Annotated in this window: 15 protein-coding genes; 6 read left to right on the top strand and 9 right to left on the bottom strand. The window is 55.1% G+C overall.

Annotated elements, in window-relative coordinates; all coding sequences use genetic code 11:
- Positions 1-88 precede the first annotated feature (88 nt).
- On the top strand, positions 89-1,735 hold the full coding sequence (locus ACN9MQ_RS20140) for a glycerone kinase (RefSeq protein WP_032680191.1): 1,647 nt from the start codon (positions 89-91) through the stop codon (positions 1,733-1,735).
- A gap of 81 nt (positions 1,736-1,816) precedes the next feature.
- Here the strand turns inward: ACN9MQ_RS20140 and ahr are convergent, their stop codons facing one another.
- From ahr to pepA, 5 genes are all read right to left on the bottom strand, one after another.
- Positions 1,817-2,836 carry an NADPH-dependent aldehyde reductase Ahr gene (ahr, locus tag ACN9MQ_RS20135; protein ID WP_032680192.1) on the bottom strand — a complete coding sequence of 340 codons (1,020 nt, stop codon included), beginning with the start codon at positions 2,834-2,836 and terminating at the stop codon, positions 1,817-1,819.
- Positions 2,837-2,919: 83 nt separating this feature from the next.
- The gene (locus ACN9MQ_RS20130) at positions 2,920-3,423 is read right to left on the bottom strand and encodes a GNAT family N-acetyltransferase (protein WP_020883521.1); all 504 of its coding nucleotides are present in this window, start codon (positions 3,421-3,423) and stop codon (positions 2,920-2,922) included.
- Between the two features lie 123 nt (positions 3,424-3,546).
- Complete coding sequence (locus ACN9MQ_RS20125) at positions 3,547-6,402, bottom strand: valine--tRNA ligase (protein WP_020883522.1); 2,856 nt, start codon at positions 6,400-6,402, stop codon at positions 3,547-3,549.
- A complete protein-coding gene (gene holC, locus ACN9MQ_RS20120) occupies positions 6,402-6,845 on the bottom strand; it encodes a DNA polymerase III subunit chi (protein WP_008502815.1) in 444 nt (147 codons plus the stop codon). The genes ACN9MQ_RS20125 and holC overlap by 1 nt, the downstream gene beginning before the upstream one ends.
- Before the next feature lie 111 nt (positions 6,846-6,956).
- On the bottom strand, positions 6,957-8,468 hold the full coding sequence (gene pepA, locus ACN9MQ_RS20115; protein ID WP_014171826.1) for a leucyl aminopeptidase: 1,512 nt from the start codon (positions 8,466-8,468) through the stop codon (positions 6,957-6,959).
- Positions 8,469-8,734: 266 nt separating this feature from the next.
- Here pepA and lptF point away from each other — a divergent pair, with 266 nt between their 5' ends.
- From lptF to mtgA, 5 genes are all read left to right on the top strand, one after another.
- Complete coding sequence (gene lptF, locus ACN9MQ_RS20110; RefSeq protein ID WP_014171825.1) at positions 8,735-9,835, top strand: LPS export ABC transporter permease LptF; 1,101 nt, start codon at positions 8,735-8,737, stop codon at positions 9,833-9,835.
- Entirely contained in the window at positions 9,835-10,917 is a 1,083-nt protein-coding gene (lptG, locus tag ACN9MQ_RS20105; RefSeq protein WP_014171824.1) for an LPS export ABC transporter permease LptG, read from the top strand. The genes lptF and lptG overlap by 1 nt, the downstream gene beginning before the upstream one ends.
- A gap of 135 nt (positions 10,918-11,052) precedes the next feature.
- Complete coding sequence (gene arcB, locus ACN9MQ_RS20100) at positions 11,053-13,386, top strand: aerobic respiration two-component sensor histidine kinase ArcB (RefSeq protein WP_032679053.1); 2,334 nt, start codon at positions 11,053-11,055, stop codon at positions 13,384-13,386.
- Between the two features lie 230 nt (positions 13,387-13,616).
- Positions 13,617-14,270, top strand: coding sequence for an isoprenoid biosynthesis glyoxalase ElbB (elbB, locus tag ACN9MQ_RS20095; RefSeq protein WP_032670144.1), 654 nt, complete (start codon positions 13,617-13,619; stop codon positions 14,268-14,270).
- Positions 14,267-14,992 (top strand): monofunctional biosynthetic peptidoglycan transglycosylase, encoded by a 726-nt coding sequence (gene mtgA / locus ACN9MQ_RS20090; protein ID WP_032679051.1) that lies wholly within the window; start codon positions 14,267-14,269, stop codon positions 14,990-14,992. Before elbB ends, mtgA begins: the two co-directional genes overlap by 4 nt.
- 38 nt (positions 14,993-15,030) lie before the next feature.
- Here the strand turns inward: mtgA and npr are convergent, their stop codons facing one another.
- From npr to hpf, 4 genes are all read right to left on the bottom strand, one after another.
- Positions 15,031-15,303 carry a PTS phosphocarrier protein NPr gene (gene npr / locus ACN9MQ_RS20085; protein ID WP_003861872.1) on the bottom strand — a complete coding sequence of 91 codons (273 nt, stop codon included), beginning with the start codon at positions 15,301-15,303 and terminating at the stop codon, positions 15,031-15,033.
- Positions 15,300-16,154, bottom strand: coding sequence for an RNase adapter RapZ (gene rapZ, locus ACN9MQ_RS20080; protein WP_014171820.1), 855 nt, complete (start codon positions 16,152-16,154; stop codon positions 15,300-15,302). Before rapZ ends, npr begins: the two co-directional genes overlap by 4 nt.
- A 45-nt stretch (positions 16,155-16,199) precedes the next feature.
- Positions 16,200-16,691: a PTS IIA-like nitrogen regulatory protein PtsN gene (gene ptsN / locus ACN9MQ_RS20075; RefSeq protein ID WP_014171819.1), complete on the bottom strand. Its 492-nt coding sequence runs from the start codon at positions 16,689-16,691 to the stop codon at positions 16,200-16,202.
- 82 nt (positions 16,692-16,773) lie between these two features.
- Positions 16,774-17,061, bottom strand: a complete 288-nt coding sequence (gene hpf / locus ACN9MQ_RS20070; RefSeq protein ID WP_014171818.1) for a ribosome hibernation promoting factor — start codon at positions 17,059-17,061, stop codon at positions 16,774-16,776.
- Positions 17,062-17,063 lie beyond the last annotated feature (2 nt).

Raw genomic sequence — 17,063 nt, 5'->3', positions numbered from 1 at the left:
AAAATGGCTGAGTAAATTGCTGACTTTGCGGCGCATTATCCAGCGCGGACTATGCTTTTGCATACGGTTCACAAAATTTTGGAAAACTATGTCCAGATTCTTCTTTAACGATCGCAAACAGCTGGTCAACGACGCCATCGAAGGCATACTGATTTCGGCACCACACGCTAATCTCGTCAAACTTGATATCGACCCGGCCATTCGGGTGGTGGCGCGCAGCGACTGGGATAAAAGCCGGGTGGCGGTTATTTCAGGCGGTGGCTCTGGTCACGAACCTGCACACGCCGGGTTTGTCGGCAAAGGGATGCTCACGGCAGCGGTGTGCGGGGATCTTTTTGCTTCGCCGAGCGTTGATGCGGTGCTGAACGCCATTGTGGCGGTAACGGGCGATCGGGGTTGTCTGCTGATCGTGAAAAATTACACCGGCGACCGGCTTAATTTCGGCCTGGCGGCAGAAAAAGCCAAGCGCTATGGCCTGAAGGTCGAGATGGTCATTGTCGCCGATGATATTGCCCTGCCGGATAACAAACAGCCGCGCGGTATCGCCGGTACGGCACTGGTTCATAAAATCGCGGGCTATGCGGCAGAGCACGGCAAATCACTGACCGAGGTGCGCGATATCGCGCAACAGGCTTGCGATAATCTCTGGAGCCTGGGCGTGGCAATGCAAACCTGTAACCTGCCGGGCAGTGATGATGAAGAGGGGCGGATCAAGCAGGGGCACGTGGAGCTGGGGCTTGGGATCCACGGGGAGCCTGGTGCCTCGGTTGTCGATACGCAAAACAGCAAAGCCATCATCGACACGCTGGTCGAGCCGCTCAAAGCGCAGGCCGGTAACGGGCGTTTTGCGGTGCTTATCAATAACCTCGGCGGCGTGTCGGCGCTGGAGATGGCGTTGCTCACCAAAGAGCTCGCCCACTCGGCGCTGAAAGAGAATATCGCTTATCTGATTGGTCCGGCACCGCTGGTGAGTGCCCTGGATATGAAAGGCTTTTCGCTGACGTTGCTGAAGCTTAACGATCTGTTCGAAAAAGCTCTCCATGAAGAGGTGGAGACGTTGGGCTGGCAGAAGCCGGTGGCGTTTGCGCCGCTGCGCGTGCAGGAACATAGCGCGATCCATGACCGCGTGGAATATACCGCCTCGGACAATCCACGGGTCGCAGAGATCGTCTCCACGGTCACGCAGACGCTGATCCAGCTGGAAAACCGCCTCAATGCGCTGGATGCCAAAGTGGGTGATGGCGATACGGGCTCTACCTTTGCGCAAGGGGCGCGGGATATTGCGCAGCGTCTGGAGAAGAAACAGCTTCCGCTAAATGATGTGTCGACGCTGTTGCTGCTGGTTGGCGAGCGGCTGGCAACGGTTATGGGGGGCTCAAGCGGTGTGCTGATGTCGATCTTCTTTACCGCTGCCGGGCAGACGTTGCATGACGGTCAGCCGTTGCCGGAAGCGCTCTTAAGCGGGCTGGCGCAGATGAAGCAGTATGGTGGGGCAGATCTTGGCGATCGCACCTTGATCGATGCCCTGCAACCGGCGCTGGAGGCATTGCAGAAAGGCGACCTTCAGGCTGCTGCGCAGGCTGCGAACGCGGGCGCTGAGGCGACAGCGAATATGGTGAAAGCGGGTGCCGGACGTTCGTCGTATGTCAACAAAGAGAACCTGGAGGGGGTGACCGACCCGGGGGCCGTGGCGGTGGCAGAGGTGTTCAAGGCAATGACCGCAGCAAAACGGTAGCGTTTTGAGTATTACACCCTCTCCCGACGGGAGAGGGTAGAGATGCGTGCAATCAGGCCGCACGCACCCCGCGCGTTCACATCAAAAATCCGCTTTCAACACCACGCGATAACGGGCTTTACCGTCACGCACATGCTGGATAGCTTCGTTGATTTTAGACATCGGATACAGTTCGGTGGTGGGCGCCACTTTAGTGCGTCCGGCAAACTTCATCAGTTTGCGCAATTCGAACGGCGTACCGGTTGCGGAACCGGAGACGCTGCGATCCCCCCCGATCAGCGTAAACGCAGGCACCGGCAGCGGTTTCATCACTGCACCGACGGTGTGGAAGTTACCGCCGTGGGCCAGCGCTTCAAAGTACGGTTGCCAGTCGAGATCGACGTTAACAGTATTGATGATCAGATCAAACTGACCTGCCAGCGATTTAAGCGCTTGCGGATCGCGGCTGTTGACTACCTTATCCGCCCCCATCGCCAGCACTTCTTTCTCTTTGGCCGGGTTCGAGCTAAACGCCGTGACTTCACAGCCCATCGCGTGCAGCAGTTTGATTGCGATATGGCCCAGACCACCAATCCCGATGACACCCACACGGCTGGTGGCGGTGACATGATGCATCAGCAGCGGTTTGAATACGGTGATACCGCCGCACAGCAGCGGACCGGCAGATTCGATATCAATGCTGTCCGGCAGGGGAATAACCCATTGCCAGTCGGCACGCAGTTTATCGGCGAAACCGCCTTTGTTCAGAATGGTAGGGACTGCGCCTTCGAGGCAGTTGATTTGGTTACCGCTGATACAGGCATCGCAGTGACCACAGCTGCGCGCCGTCCAGCCAATCCCCACGCGCTGGCCGATCTTCAGCCCTTTGTCCTGTGCGGCGCTACCGAGCGCCACAACGCGGCCAATGACTTCGTGGCCAGCAATCAGTGGATACTGTGAGAAGCCCCATTCATTGTCGATCATGGAGAGATCGGAGTGGCAGATCCCGCAGTAATCAACCTGCACTTCGACGTCTTCTGCTTTTAGGTCGCCCGCATCGTATTCGTACAGCTCAAGTTCTGCACCCGCCTGCGGTGCGGCGTAGCTTTTTATCTTCGACATCGTGTTTCCCCCGTTATGGTGTGAACTGAGAGTGTAGAGCATTCAGTTTACAGTCGCTTAACAGAAGAGGGCAGGAATGCCCTTTACAGAGTTTTCAGCATCCTGACTTCGCAATCGACGTGGCCGGTACAGCCCAGCGGCGCATCAATATGCGTAAAGCCCAGATGTTCATACAGGCCAATGGCCTCTTTGAGGAAGGCGGTTGTTTCCAGGTAACAGCGTTTAAAACCCTGAGTACGCGCATGTTCAAGGGCGATAAGCGCCAGCTTTTTCGCCAGCCCTTGCCCGCGTACCGACGGCAGGAAATACATTTTTTGCAGTTCGCAGATATCCGGCTCGCTGCAGCTTAAAGGCGCCACGCCACCGCCGCCCACCACCTGACCGTTCTGCTCAATAACCCAATAGGCGTAGCCCGGCTGGCTGTACAGCTGAAACAGCTCATCCAGATTCGGGTCGGCAACGGTATAACCTTTGTCGGCGGTCAGGCCATACTCTGCGGAAACCGTTCGGATAACGGCGGCAATAGCCGGGTTGTCCTGCTCAGTGATCCGACGCATCGTCGTCGCGACGGGGGTAATCACGCTCATAGTCTTACTCATTACAAAAATTGACACACAACTGCTGTTAATAGCATCGCAGTAAAGGGAGCGCAAGCGAGGAGTTTTCAGGAAGGATACCCCTTACGCCCTGAAGCGTAAGGGGTAAAAGCATTACAGGGCTGCAATAACCGCCTGCTGCTCGATCAGTTTGGTCTTAGCATCGGCGAAGGCAACCAGACGCTCACGTTCTTTCGCGATAACCGCTTCCGGCGCGCGGGCAACAAAGCCTTCGTTCGCCAGTTTGCTTTCGATTTTGCCAATTTCCACATCGACCTTAGCCACTTCTTTTGCCAGACGAGCCAGCTCAGCGTCTTTGTCGATAAGACCTGCCATCGGGATCAGCAGCTCGGCGCCGTCGATGATTTTGGTCACGGATACCGGACCTTTGTCATCCGCAGGCAGCACGGTGATGCTTTCCAGACGCGCCATGGTTTTCAGGAAGGTGTTGTTCTCGGTGACACGGCGAACAGCAGCCTCACTGCAACCGCGCAGCAGCAGCTCCAGAGGTTTACCCGGGGCGATGTTCATTTCGGCACGGATATTACGTACCGCCACGATCGCCTGTTTCAGCCATTCGGTATCGGCTGACGCCGCTTCATCGACCTTCGCTGCATCAAATTCCGGGAACGGCTGCAGCATGATGGTGTCGGCGTTGATGCCGGCAATCACTTTCACACGTTGCCAGATGGTTTCGGTGATGAATGGAATAATCGGGTGCGCCAGACGCAGCAGACCTTCCAGAACGGTAATCAGCGTGTTGCGCGTACCGCGCAGTTCCGCTTCAGAACCGCCGTTCATTACCGGTTTTGCCAGCTCCAGGTACCAGTCACAGAACTGGTTCCAGGTGAATTCATACAGAATGCCCGCCGCGATATCGAAGCGGTAGCTGTCCAGCGCTTCGCGGAAGGCTTTTACCGTCTGGTTGAACTCTGCCAGGATCCAGCGATCGGCCAGAGACAGGGTCATCTCGCCGCCGTTGAAGCCGCAATCCTGATCTTCGGTGTTCATCAGCACGAAGCGGCTGGCGTTCCACAGCTTGTTACAGAAGTTACGGTAACCTTCCAGGCGCTTCATGTCCCAGTTGATGTCACGACCGGTTGAAGCCAGTGCCGCCAGAGTGAAACGCAGGGCATCAGTACCGTGTGGTTCGATCCCATTCGGGAACTGTTTCTCAGTACGCTTGCGGATCTTCTCTGCCAGCTGCGGTTGCATCATGTTGCCGGTACGTTTTTCCAGCAGCTCTTCGAGGGAGATACCGTCAACCATGTCCAGTGGGTCGATAACGTTACCCTTGGACTTGGACATCTTCTGGCCTTCGTCGTCACGAATCAGACCGGTCATGTAGACGGTATGGAACGGAACCTGTGGCTTGCCGTTTTCATCTTTGATGAAGTGCATGGTCATCATGATCATGCGGGCGATCCAGAAGAAGATGATGTCGAAGCCGGACACCATCACGCTGGTTGGGTGGAACTGACGCAGCGCGTCGGTGTTCTCCGGCCAGCCCAGCGTGGAGAAGGTCCACAGTGCGGAGGAGAACCAGGTGTCCAGTACGTCTTCGTCCTGACGCAGGGCGACATCGGCACTCAGGTTGTTTTCCTGACGAACTTCATCTTCGCTGCGGCCAACATAGACGTTGCCTTCACTGTCGTACCAGGCCGGGATACGGTGGCCCCACCACAGCTGACGGGAGATACACCAGTCCTGAATATCACGCATCCAGGAGAAGTACATGTTTTCATACTGCTTCGGCACGAACTGGATGTCGCCGTTCTCGACCGCTTCAACAGCCGGTTTCGCCAGCACGTCGGCGCGCACGTACCACTGGTCGGTCAGCATTGGCTCGATAACAACACCACCACGGTCACCGTACGGCACGGTCAGATCGTGAGGTTTGATCTCTTCCAGCAGGCCGAGTGCATCCACTGCAGCGACAATCGCTTTACGCGCGGCAAAACGTTCCATTTTCTGGAATTCAGCCGGAATGTCGCTGGAGTAAACGTCGGATTCGTTACCTTTGGTGTCATACACTTCCGCGCTTTCACGGATATCACCGTCGAACGTCAGAATGTTGATCATTGGCAGGGCGTGACGACGACCCACTTCGTAGTCGTTGAAGTCGTGTGCCGGGGTGATTTTCACACAGCCGGTGCCTTTTTCCATGTCGGCGTGTTCATCGCCCACAACGGGAATGCGGCGGTTAACCAGCGGCAGCACCACGAATTTGCCAATCAGATCTTTATAACGCGGATCTTCCGGGTTAACGGCCACGCCGGTATCGCCCAGCAGGGTTTCCGGACGGGTGGTCGCTACCACCAGGTAATCTTTACCGTCTGCCGTTTTAGCGCCGTCGGCCAGCGGATAGCGGATATGCCACATGGAGCCTTTAGACTCACGGTTTTCCACTTCTAGGTCGGAGATAGCGGTGCGCAGTTTAGGGTCCCAGTTTACCAGGCGCTTGCCACGGTAAATCAGGTCTTCTTTGTACAGACGGACAAATACTTCTTTAACGGCGTTGGAAAGACCTTCGTCCATGGTGAAGCGCTCGCGCTCCCAGTCCACGGAGTTGCCAAGACGGCGCATCTGACGGGTGATGGTACCGCCGGATTCTGCTTTCCACTGCCAGATTTTATCGATGAACGCGTCGCGACCGTAGTCGTGGCGGGTTTTACCTTCTTCAGCGGCAATTTTACGCTCAACCACCATCTGGGTCGCGATACCCGCGTGGTCAGTCCCCGCCTGCCACAGGGTGTTTTTGCCCTGCATGCGCTGGTAGCGGATCATGGTATCCATGATGGTCTGCTGGAAGGCATGACCCATATGCAAACTGCCGGTGACGTTCGGCGGTGGGATCATGATGCAGAAGGACTCTTTGCTTTCATCGCCGTTAGGCTTGAAATAGCCCTGCTGTTCCCAGTGCTCGTAAAGCGGCTGTTCGATATCGCGTGGGTTATATGTCTTTTCCATTATTTCCAGGTTGCCGTATTCAGGTTAAAACCAGCCAGGCGGTACGCTTTATAGCGTTCGCGCGCCAGTTGTTTCAAAGATTCTTCGTAAGGGACAAAGTCTACCACTTCTGTGAAAGCGGTGGCAAAATCTGCAAAATCTATCCGCAGGCTAATCAGAATATCGCGCGCGCTGCTGTTGCGCTTTTGCGGCCAGGCAATCTCTACCGGTGCGCCGCCACGAGGGCCTTCGCCAGACAAATTATGCGGAACAAAACTCTCCGGCGGGCGTGCCCAGAGTGCTTCGTCAAGGCGGATGGCCTGCTGCTCATCTTCGCAGGCAATCAAAACGCGTTTACCTGCGCGCCAACGTTCTGCGGCAATTTCACACACCAGCTGTTCAACTGCGCTGAGGCCGTCCTGATGGGTGTCGTTGTCCAGAAGGTAGAACGTTGCATTCTTCATATATGGGGCTTCTTGTTGTGGATTTAAATGCAAGGCCGGGCTGACCCGGCCTACAAACGGCATCTTTCCGTAGGCCCGGTAAGCGTAGCGCTACCGGGCATCTGACGGCAATTACTCTTCGCCGTTAAAACCCGCACGATTGAGCAGGAACTGCGACAGTAACGCGACCGGACGACCGGTTGCGCCTTTGGCCTTACCGGAACGCCAGGCGGTACCTGCGATATCCAGATGCGCCCAGTTGTACTTACGGGTAAAGCGCGCCAGGAAGCAGCCCGCAGTGATTGCCCCGCCAGGACGACCGCCGATGTTCGCCATATCGGCGAAATTAGACTCCAGCTGTTCCTGGTACTCGTCACCCAGTGGCAGACGCCATGCGCGGTCGCCGGCCTGTTCGGACGCGCCAATCAGCTCGTGCGCCAGAGGATTGTGGTTCGACATCAGCCCTGTGATGTGATGGCCCAGCGCAATCACACAGGCACCGGTCAGCGTGGCCACGTCAATGACCGCTTCAGGCTCGAAGCGCTCAACGTAGGTCAGCACGTCGCACAGCACCAGACGGCCTTCGGCGTCGGTGTTCAGCACTTCAACGGTCTGGCCGGACATGGTCGTCAGAACGTCACCCGGACGGTACGCACGACCGCCAGGCATGTTTTCACAGCCCGCCAGCACGCCAATGACGTTAATCGGCAGCTGAAGTTCCGCCACCATACGCATCACGCCATACACTGCTGCTGCACCACACATGTCGTACTTCATCTCGTCCATGCCTTCGGCAGGCTTGATGGAGATACCGCCGGAATCGAAGGTCAGACCCTTACCAACCAGCACAATCGGACGCGCATCTTCAGACGGATTACCTTTGTACTCGATAACCGACATCAGCGACTCATTCTGGGAGCCGTTGCCGACTGCCAGATAGGAGTGCATTCCCAGCTCTTTCATCTGCTGTTCGCCGATGACGCGGGTGATGACATTCTTACTGTAGGCGTCAGCCAGCTGACGTGCCTGAGAGGCCAGATACGCTGCGTTACAGATGTTAGGCGGCATATTGCCCAGATCTTTTGCGGCTTTAATCCCGGCAGCAATTGCCAGACCGTGCTGGATAGCGCGTTCACCGCTGGTCAGCTCGCGACGGGTCGGTACGTTAAAGACCATTTTACGCAGCGGACGACGTGGCTCGCTTTTGTTGGTTTTCAGCTGGTCGAAGCTGTACAGGCTCTCTTTTGCCGTTTCGACCGCCTGACGCACTTTCCAGTAGGTGTTACGGCCTTTGACGTGCAGCTCGGTCAGGAAGCAAACGGCTTCCATTGAGCCGGTATCATTCAGCGTATTAATCGTTTTCTGAATAACCTGCTTATACTGACGTTCATCCAGCTCGCGCTCTTTACCGCAGCCAATCAGCAGAATACGTTCAGACAGTACGTTTGGAACATGGTGCAGTAACAGCGTCTGCCCAGGTTTGCCTTCCAGTTCGCCACGGCGCAGCAGGGCGCTGATGTAGCCATCACTGATCTTATCGAGTTGCTCGGCGATCGGGGAGAGTCGGCGTGGTTCAAAGACGCCCACAACGATGCAGGCACTCCGCTGTTTCTCCGGGCTACCGCTTTTTACACTGAACTCCATGCACTACGCTCCTGAATCTTAAAGACAACAGCGGCTGCTACAGATAGAATTGAAACCTTTCGTAACTCATGTCCGCTGTTGTGGTGACTTCGTGTTAATCTTACGTTACTACGGTTTCGACACGTCAGAAAAAGTCCTGAAGCGTGAATCCGCCGGATGTTTTAATCTTAGCGATGATTTCGACGACTCAAGAGAATAAATGACGTTTAAGCCATGAAACAAGCGATTTTCCAGCAAAGAGACGGGTTTTTACGGGCGTATTTAAAGTGATAATCATAAGATATCTGGTGCGGGAGACGCTCAAAAGCCAGCTGGCGATCCTCTTCATCCTGCTGCTGATTTTTTTCTGTCAGAAGCTGGTCAGGATCCTCGGTGCGGCCGTTGACGGCGAAATTCCTACGAATCTGGTGCTTTCCCTGCTTGGTTTAGGGATCCCGGAAATGGCGCAGCTTATCCTGCCGCTAAGTCTTTTCCTCGGTCTGCTCATGACGCTCGGCAAGCTTTATACCGAGAGTGAAATCACCGTGATGCACGCCTGCGGCTTGAGTAAAGCCGTACTGGTGAAAGCCGCTATGGTTCTGGCGCTTTTCACAGGTATTGTTGCGGCGGTGAATGTGATGTGGGCGGGCCCAACGTCTTCCCGTCACCAGGATGAAGTGCTGGCAGAAGCCAAAGCAAACCCGGGTATGGCCGCACTGGCGCAGGGCCAGTTCCAGCAGGCGACGGACGGGAATTCTGTTCTCTTTATCGAAAGCGTGGATGGTAGCCGCTTTAACGATGTGTTCCTTGCGCAGCTCCGCACCAAAGGGAATGCCCGTCCTTCCGTCGTGGTGGCCGATTCGGGTCAACTGTCACAGCGTAAAGATGGCTCTCAGGTAGTGACGCTGAATAAAGGCACGCGCTTCGAAGGCACTGCGATGCTGCGCGATTTCCGCATCACCGATTTCCAGAACTACCAGGCCATTATTGGTCACCAGACCGTGGCGCTCGATCCAAGTGATACCGAGCAAATGGATATGCGTACCCTGTTCAATACGGACAACAACCGTGCGCGTGCCGAACTGCACTGGCGTATCACGCTAGTATTCGCCGTATTTATGATGGCTCTGATGGTCGTTCCGCTGAGTGTGGTTAACCCACGTCAGGGACGCGTGCTGTCAATGTTGCCAGCCATGCTGCTGTACCTGGTGTTCTTCCTGTTGCAGACCTCAATTAAGTCTAACGGTGGTAAAGGTAAAATTGACCCGTTCGTCTGGACCTGGGTGGTCAATGGTCTGTATCTGCTGCTGGCGGTGGGACTCAACCTGTGGGATACGGTGCCTGTGCGCCGCATTCGTGCCCGCTTCTCGCGTAAAGGAGCCCTCTAATGCAGGCGTTTGGCGTTCTTGACCGCTATATCGGTAAAACTATTTTTTCCACCATCATGATGACGTTGTTCATGCTGGTGTCGCTCTCCGGCATTATCAAATTTGTCGATCAGTTGAAAAAAGCCGGGCAGGGGAGCTATGACGCGCTGGGTGCGGGCATGTATACCCTGCTCAGCGTGCCAAAAGATGTGCAGATCTTCTTCCCGATGGCAGCCCTGCTGGGTGCGCTGTTGGGCTTAGGGATGCTGGCACAGCGCAGTGAACTGGTTGTTATGCAGGCTTCGGGCTTCACCCGTATGCAGGTTGCGCTGTCGGTGATGAAAACCGCGATCCCGCTGGTGCTATTGACCATGGCAATTGGTGAGTGGGTGGCACCGCAGGGTGAGCAGATGGCGCGTAACTATCGTGCGCAGGCGATGTACGGTGGTTCATTGCTCTCAACGCAGCAAGGGTTGTGGGCAAAAGATGGTGACAGCTTCGTCTATATCGAACGTGTGAAGGGCGATGACGAACTGGGGGGCGTGAGTATTTACACCTTCAATAACGATCGTCGTTTGCTCTCCGTGCGTCACGCCTCTTCGGCCAAGTTTGACGCCGAGCATAAGCAGTGGCGGTTGTCGCAGGTGGATGAGTCAGACCTGACCGATCCAAAACAGATCTCCGGCTCTCAGACGGTGTCGGGCATGTGGAAAACCAAACTCACGCCGGACAAACTCGGCGTGGTGGCGTTGGATCCTGACGCTCTCTCAATCAGTGGTTTGCACAACTACGTGAAATACCTGAAGTCGAGCGGACAGGACGCCGGACGTTATCAGCTCAACATGTGGAGCAAAATCTTCCAGCCGTTGTCCGTGGCGGTGATGATGCTGATGGCACTGTCGTTTATCTTTGGCCCGTTGCGTAGCGTGCCGATGGGCGTGCGCGTGGTGACCGGGATCAGCTTCGGCTTTGTGTTCTACGTTCTCGATCAGATCTTCGGCCCGCTGACGCTGGTTTATGGTATTCCGCCTGTTATCGGCGCGCTGCTGCCGAGCGCCAGCTTCTTCCTGATCAGCCTCTGGCTGATGCTGAAACGCTCCTGACAGACCTCTCCTCGCTTCCGGAGAACCGGAAGCGAGGCTAATCTCCTGTTTCACCCCGCACTTTTTCTCACAACCTTCAACGCCCCGCCGCGAATTTGAGTATTATTGAGCGATAAAGTCGTGAAGGGATCCTCTATGAAGCAAATTCGAATGCTGGCCCAGTACTACGTCGATCTGATGATGAAGCTTGGGCTGGTGCGTTTCTCCATGCTGCTGGCACTGGCGCTGGTCGTTCTGGCCATTGTCGTGCAGATGGCCGTAACCATGGTTCTGCACGGTCAGGTCGAGAGTATCGACGTGATCCGCTCCATCTTCTTTGGCTTGCTGATTACACCCTGGGCGGTCTATTTCCTCTCCGTGGTGGTTGAACAACTGGAGGAGTCCCGTCAGCGCCTGTCAAAATTGGTCGATAAACTGGAAGAGATGCGCGATCGCGATCTGAAGCTCAACGTTCAGCTAAAGGATAATATCGCCCAACTGAACCAGGAGATTTCGGATCGTGAGAAGGCGGAGGCTGAGCGCCAGGCGACGCTGGAGCAGCTGAAAATCGAAATGAAAGAGCGTGAGGTGACGCAGATCCAGCTTGAGCAGCAATCCTCTTTCCTGCGTTCGTTCCTTGATGCATCACCGGATCTGGTTTTCTACCGTAATGAAGATAAAGAGTTTTCCGGCTGTAACCGGGCGATGGAACTGCTGACCGGGAAGAGCGAGAAGCAGCTGATTCACCTGAAGCCGCAGGACGTATACTCCGAAGAGGCGGCCGCCAAAGTGATGGAGACGGACGAAAAAGTGTTCCGTCATAACGTCTCACTGACCTATGAACAGTGGCTGGATTACCCCGACGGGCGCAAAGCCTGCTTTGAGATCCGTAAGGTGCCGTACTACGACCGCGTGGGGAAACGCCACGGTCTGATGGGGTTTGGCCGTGATATCACCGAACGTAAGCGCTATCAGGATGCCCTTGAACGTGCCAGCCGCGATAAAACCACCTTCATCTCCACCATCAGCCATGAACTGCGTACGCCACTTAACGGAATTGTCGGCCTGAGCCGCATTCTGCTGGACACCGATCTCACCGCAGAACAGGAAAAATACCTCAAAACCATCCATGTCTCAGCGGTCACGCTGGGGAATATCTTCAACGATATTATCGATATGGATAAGATGGAACGCCGCAAAGTGCAGCTTGATAACCAGCCGGTTGATTTCACCGGTTTCCTTGCCGATCTGGAAAACCTGTCGGGTTTGCAGGCGCAGCAGAAGGGGCTGAGCTTTGTCATGGATCCCACGCTGCCGCTGCCGCACAAGGTGGTTACCGACGGCACGCGTCTGCGCCAGATCCTGTGGAACCTTATCAGCAATGCGGTCAAATTTACCCAGAAAGGGCAGGTCTCGGTACGTATTCGCTATGACCAGGGCGACATGCTGCACTTTGAGGTGGAAGACTCCGGCATTGGGATTCCGCAGGAAGAGCAGGACAAAATCTTTGCGATGTACTATCAGGTGAAGGACAGCAACGGCGGCAAGCCCGCTACCGGCACGGGAATTGGTCTGGCGGTGTCTAAACGTCTTGCGAAGAGCATGGGCGGTGATATTACCGTCGCCAGCCATCCGGGCAAAGGCTCAACCTTCACGCTGACGGTGCACGCGCCGGCGGTGGCGGAAGAGGTGGAAGATACCTTCGAAAACGACGATATGCCGCTGCCCGCGCTGCATGTCCTGCTGGTGGAAGATATTGAGCTTAACGTGATTGTCGCACGCTCTGTCCTGGAAAAACTGGGCAACAGTGTGGATGTGGCGATGACCGGTAAAGCCGCGCTGGAGATGTTTAAGCCGGGTGAATATGATCTCGTTCTGCTGGATATTCAGTTGCCGGACATGACCGGGCTGGATATTTCCCGTGAACTGACGAGCCAGTACGCTGCCGACGAACTGCCGCCGCTGGTGGCGTTGACGGCGAACGTGCTGAAAGATAAAAAAGAGTACCTCGATGCCGGTATGGATGATGTACTTAGCAAGCCGCTGGCGGTGCCTGCCCTGACCGCCATGATCAAGAAGTTCTGGGATACCCATGATGAAGAGGAGAACACCATGACGTCTGTGGATAGCGCGAAAGCCCAAACGATACTCGATACCGCGATGCTGGAGCAGTACATCGATCTGGTTGGTCCAAAACTGATTACCGACGGTCTGGCGGTATTTGAAAAAATGATGCCGGGCTATCTGAGCGTGCTGGAGTCAAATCTGACAGCGCGGGATCAGAAAGGCATTGTGGAAGAAGGGCATAAAATCAAAGGTGCGGCCGGCTCGGTCGGCTTACGTCACCTGCAGCAGCTGGGACAACAGATTCAGTCACCTGATTTACCTGCCTGGGAAGATAACGTAGGTGATTGGGTTGAAGAGATGAAACAAGAGTGGCAGAACGATGTGGCGGTGCTTAAAGCCTGGGTGGACGCCAGAAAAAAATGACCCCGGCTTAACCGGGGTGCGCGAATACTGCGCCAACACCAGGGAAATTGTGGCTGCGCCTGTTTTTTGTGTTGTTTTCGTATGGACGCCGCCTGAAAATTTAGGCCGCACGCAAATAAGATAGCAAATCTTAAATGGTTTGTTACAGGAATCAGTGAAATGTGTGAAGCATAGCGTTTTAATCAAAATTAATTATGTGCTTCAGCGAGTTGCAGAGAAGGATCGTCATGATGAAAAAGATTGGTGTCGTACTGAGCGGATGTGGCGTTTACGATGGTTCTGAGATACACGAAGCCGTCATCACATTGCTGGCCCTGGCAAGAGAGGGGGCTGAAGTCATTTGCTTCGCGCCAGACAAAAATCAGGCTGATGTCATTAATCATCTGACCGGGGAGCCGATGGCGGAAACCCGTAACGTCCTGATTGAAGCCGCGCGTATTGCGCGTGGCGAAATTCATCCTCTGATTCAGGCGGACGCGGCAGAGCTTGATGCGTTAATTGTGCCGGGCGGGTTTGGGGCGGCTAAAAACCTCAGCACGTTTGCCACGCAAGGCGCCGGGTGTCAGGTTGATCCACATTTAAAAGCATTATCACAGGCCATGCATGCGGCGGGTAAACCGCAGGGCTTTATCTGTATCGCTCCGGCCATGCTTCCGACAATTTTTGATTTCCCGCTGCGCCTGACCATCGGGACCGATATTGATACAGCGGAAATCATCGAGGAGATGGGAGGCGAGCACATCCCTTGTCCGGTGGATGACATTGTGGTGGATGAAGACAATAAAATCGTCACCACACCTGCGTATATGCTGGCGCAGACTATCGCGGAAGCCGCTTCAGGCATTGAAAAGCTGGTGGCCAGAGTGCTGGTGCTGACTGAATGAGGCGTCAATTCGCCGCAGGCGCCTGGGTAAAACGTATTCTTTGGCGTACCGTGCTGGTGCTGGCGGTGTTCTGGGGCGGCGGACTGGCATTATTCAGCATTCTGCCGGTTCCGTTTTCTGCCGTGATGGTTGAGCGTCAGCTGAGCGCGTGGTTCACCGGTGACTTCAGCTATGTTGCCCACTCTGACTGGGTGAGCACAGATGAAATCTCCCCGTGGATGGGGCTGGCGGTGATAGCGGCGGAGGATCAGAAATTCCCGGAGCACTGGGGGTTTGACGTGGCGGCAATCGAGAAAGCGCTTGCCCATAACGAACGCCATGAAAACCGCGTGCGCGGCGCATCGACGCTGTCACAACAGACGGCCAAAAACCTGTTTTTGTGGGATGGCCGCAGCTGGGTGCGAAAAGGGCTGGAAGCCGGATTGACCCTGGGGATGGAAACGGTCTGGAGCAAGAAACGTATTCTGACGGTCTATCTGAACATTGCCGAGTTTGGTGATGGCGTGTTTGGTGTCGAAGCCGCGTCGCAGCGATATTTCAATAAACCTGCCAGTCGGCTGAGCCTCTCTGAAGCTGCGCTGTTGGCCGCGGTCTTGCCTAACCCAATTCGCTTTAAGGCCGATGCACCCTCAGGCTATGTGCGAAACCGACAGGCGTGGATCATGCGCCAGATGCGGCAGCTGGGAGGGGAAGGGTTTATGGCGAGAAATAAATTGATGTAAGGCGGGTAAGCGTAGCGCTACCCGCCATGAAAGAGGTGTTAGTCTTCGTCAAACCCGGCGTTAAACAGCGCAATCACCGCAGCCAGCGCTTCCTCTTCCTGTGGACCGGTAGCTTCTACTTCAATCTGGCGGCCTTTGGCGGAGTCCAGCATCAGCAGCGCAATCACGCTGTTCGCTTCCGCCTCGGTACCTTCATCGTTACGCAGCAGAACTTCTGCATCGAAACCCTGCATCAGCTCAAACAGTTTCATCGCCGGACGTGCATGCATGCCCAGCTTATTGGTGATCTCAACGGTTTGTTTTACGGTCATGTTTTACGTTTTTCCAGCGTGCGATGACGGGACTGAACGTTCTTCCCGCGTGAGCGGAAATAGTCGGCCAGCTGTTCGGCGATATAGACCGAACGATGTTTACCACCGGTACAGCCAATCGCCACGGTCAGGTAGCTACGGTTGTTTGTCTCCAGCATAGGTAACCATAGCTCAAGGTAGCTTCGCGTCTGGTAGATAAAATTGTGAACTTCTGTGTGTCTGTCGAGGAAGGCCGCGACGGGCTTATCGAGACCGGTCATTGGACGCAGCTTCGGATCCCAGTGCGGGTTCGGCAGGAAGCGCACGTCGAAAACATAATCCGCATCGATAGGAATACCGTGCTTAAAGCCGAACGACTCGAACACCATCGTCAGTTCACGCTCGCGTTTGCCCAGTAAACGGGTACGCAGCATTTCCGCCAGCTCATGCACGGACATTTCGGACGTATCGACAATCAGGTCAGCACGGGAACGCAGCGGTTCCAGCAGATCGCTCTCTTCGTCGATAGCACTTTCCAGCGAGAGGTTCTTGCTGGAAAGCGGGTGCAAACGACGGGTATCGCTGTAGCGACGGATCAGAGTATTGCGGTCTGCATCGAGGAACAGCAGCTGAGGCGAGAATGAATCAGGCAGGTTGCTCATTGCCTGTTCAAAGATTTCTGGCGATTCAGGCATGTTACGAACGTCGATACTGACGGCGGCAGAGATTTGCCTCTCCGCAAGCGTGCGTGCCAGGTCGGGCAGCAGCACGACCGGCAGGTTATCTACGCAGTAAAACCCCATGTCTTCCAGCGCGCGCAGGGCCACGGATTTCCCGGACCCTGAACGGCCACTGACAATCATCAGCACCATGTTCCGTTTCTCCTCAGGACAACAGATGTGAAGGCCATCTCCTGGTTATGCATCATCCTGATTGCCTTCTGCTTCAGTGATAATTTGATATAGCTCTTCATCACTTTGGGCTGCGCGCAGTCGACGGCAAATGGTTTTATCGGCCAGGCGTTTTGCGACCAGCGAAAGCGTATGCAAATGGGTTTTCGTCTGGTCGGCAGGCACCAGCAGCGCGAAGAGGAGATCGACGGGCTGATTATCGATGGCATCGAAGGCGATAGGCGTCTCCAGCTGCACAAACACACCGACGGCACGCAGGGTGTCCTCTTCCAGTTTGCCGTGCGGGATCGCGATGCCGTTGCCGATGCCGGTACTGCCCATTTTTTCACGGGTCAGGATCGCTTCGAACACGACCTGCGGCGGCAGGCCCAGCTGTTTTGCGGCCAGTTCACTGATGATCTCCAGCGCACGTTTTTTGCTCTGGCAGTGAACAGCACTGCGCGTACATTCCTGGTTAAGGACATTGCTCAGTTGAAGAGCGGAATCGTTGTTCATCATAATTTCACCTAAGCGCTAACTGTACAAACGGCCTGTTGTGTTTCACAACAGGCCTTCCTGCACCCGTTAACTGCCCGGACAATTAGTGTTGTTTCAGTTTGTCTTTATGTTTATTGAGCTGTCGTGCAAGCTTATCAATCAAGCCGTCGATAGCAGCGTACATGTCTTGCCCTTCCGCACTGGCATGGAGCTCACCCCCGTTGACATGCAGGGTCGCATCCGAGATATGAGTCACTTTCTCCACTTTCAATACAACATAGACCTGGTTGATCCTTTCGAAATACTGCTCGAGTTTCGCGAATTTAGCATTCACAAAATCACGTAAAGCCTCAGTAATCTCGACGTTATGTCCTGTGATATTGAGCTGCATAG

Source organism: Enterobacter sp. R-25 (assembly GCF_049913205.1).
Taxonomy (GTDB): Bacteria; Pseudomonadota; Gammaproteobacteria; order Enterobacterales; family Enterobacteriaceae; genus Enterobacter; species Enterobacter ludwigii.
The sequence above is the reverse complement of the archived record's forward strand: the minus strand, read 5'-3'. Positions and strand labels throughout refer to the sequence as shown.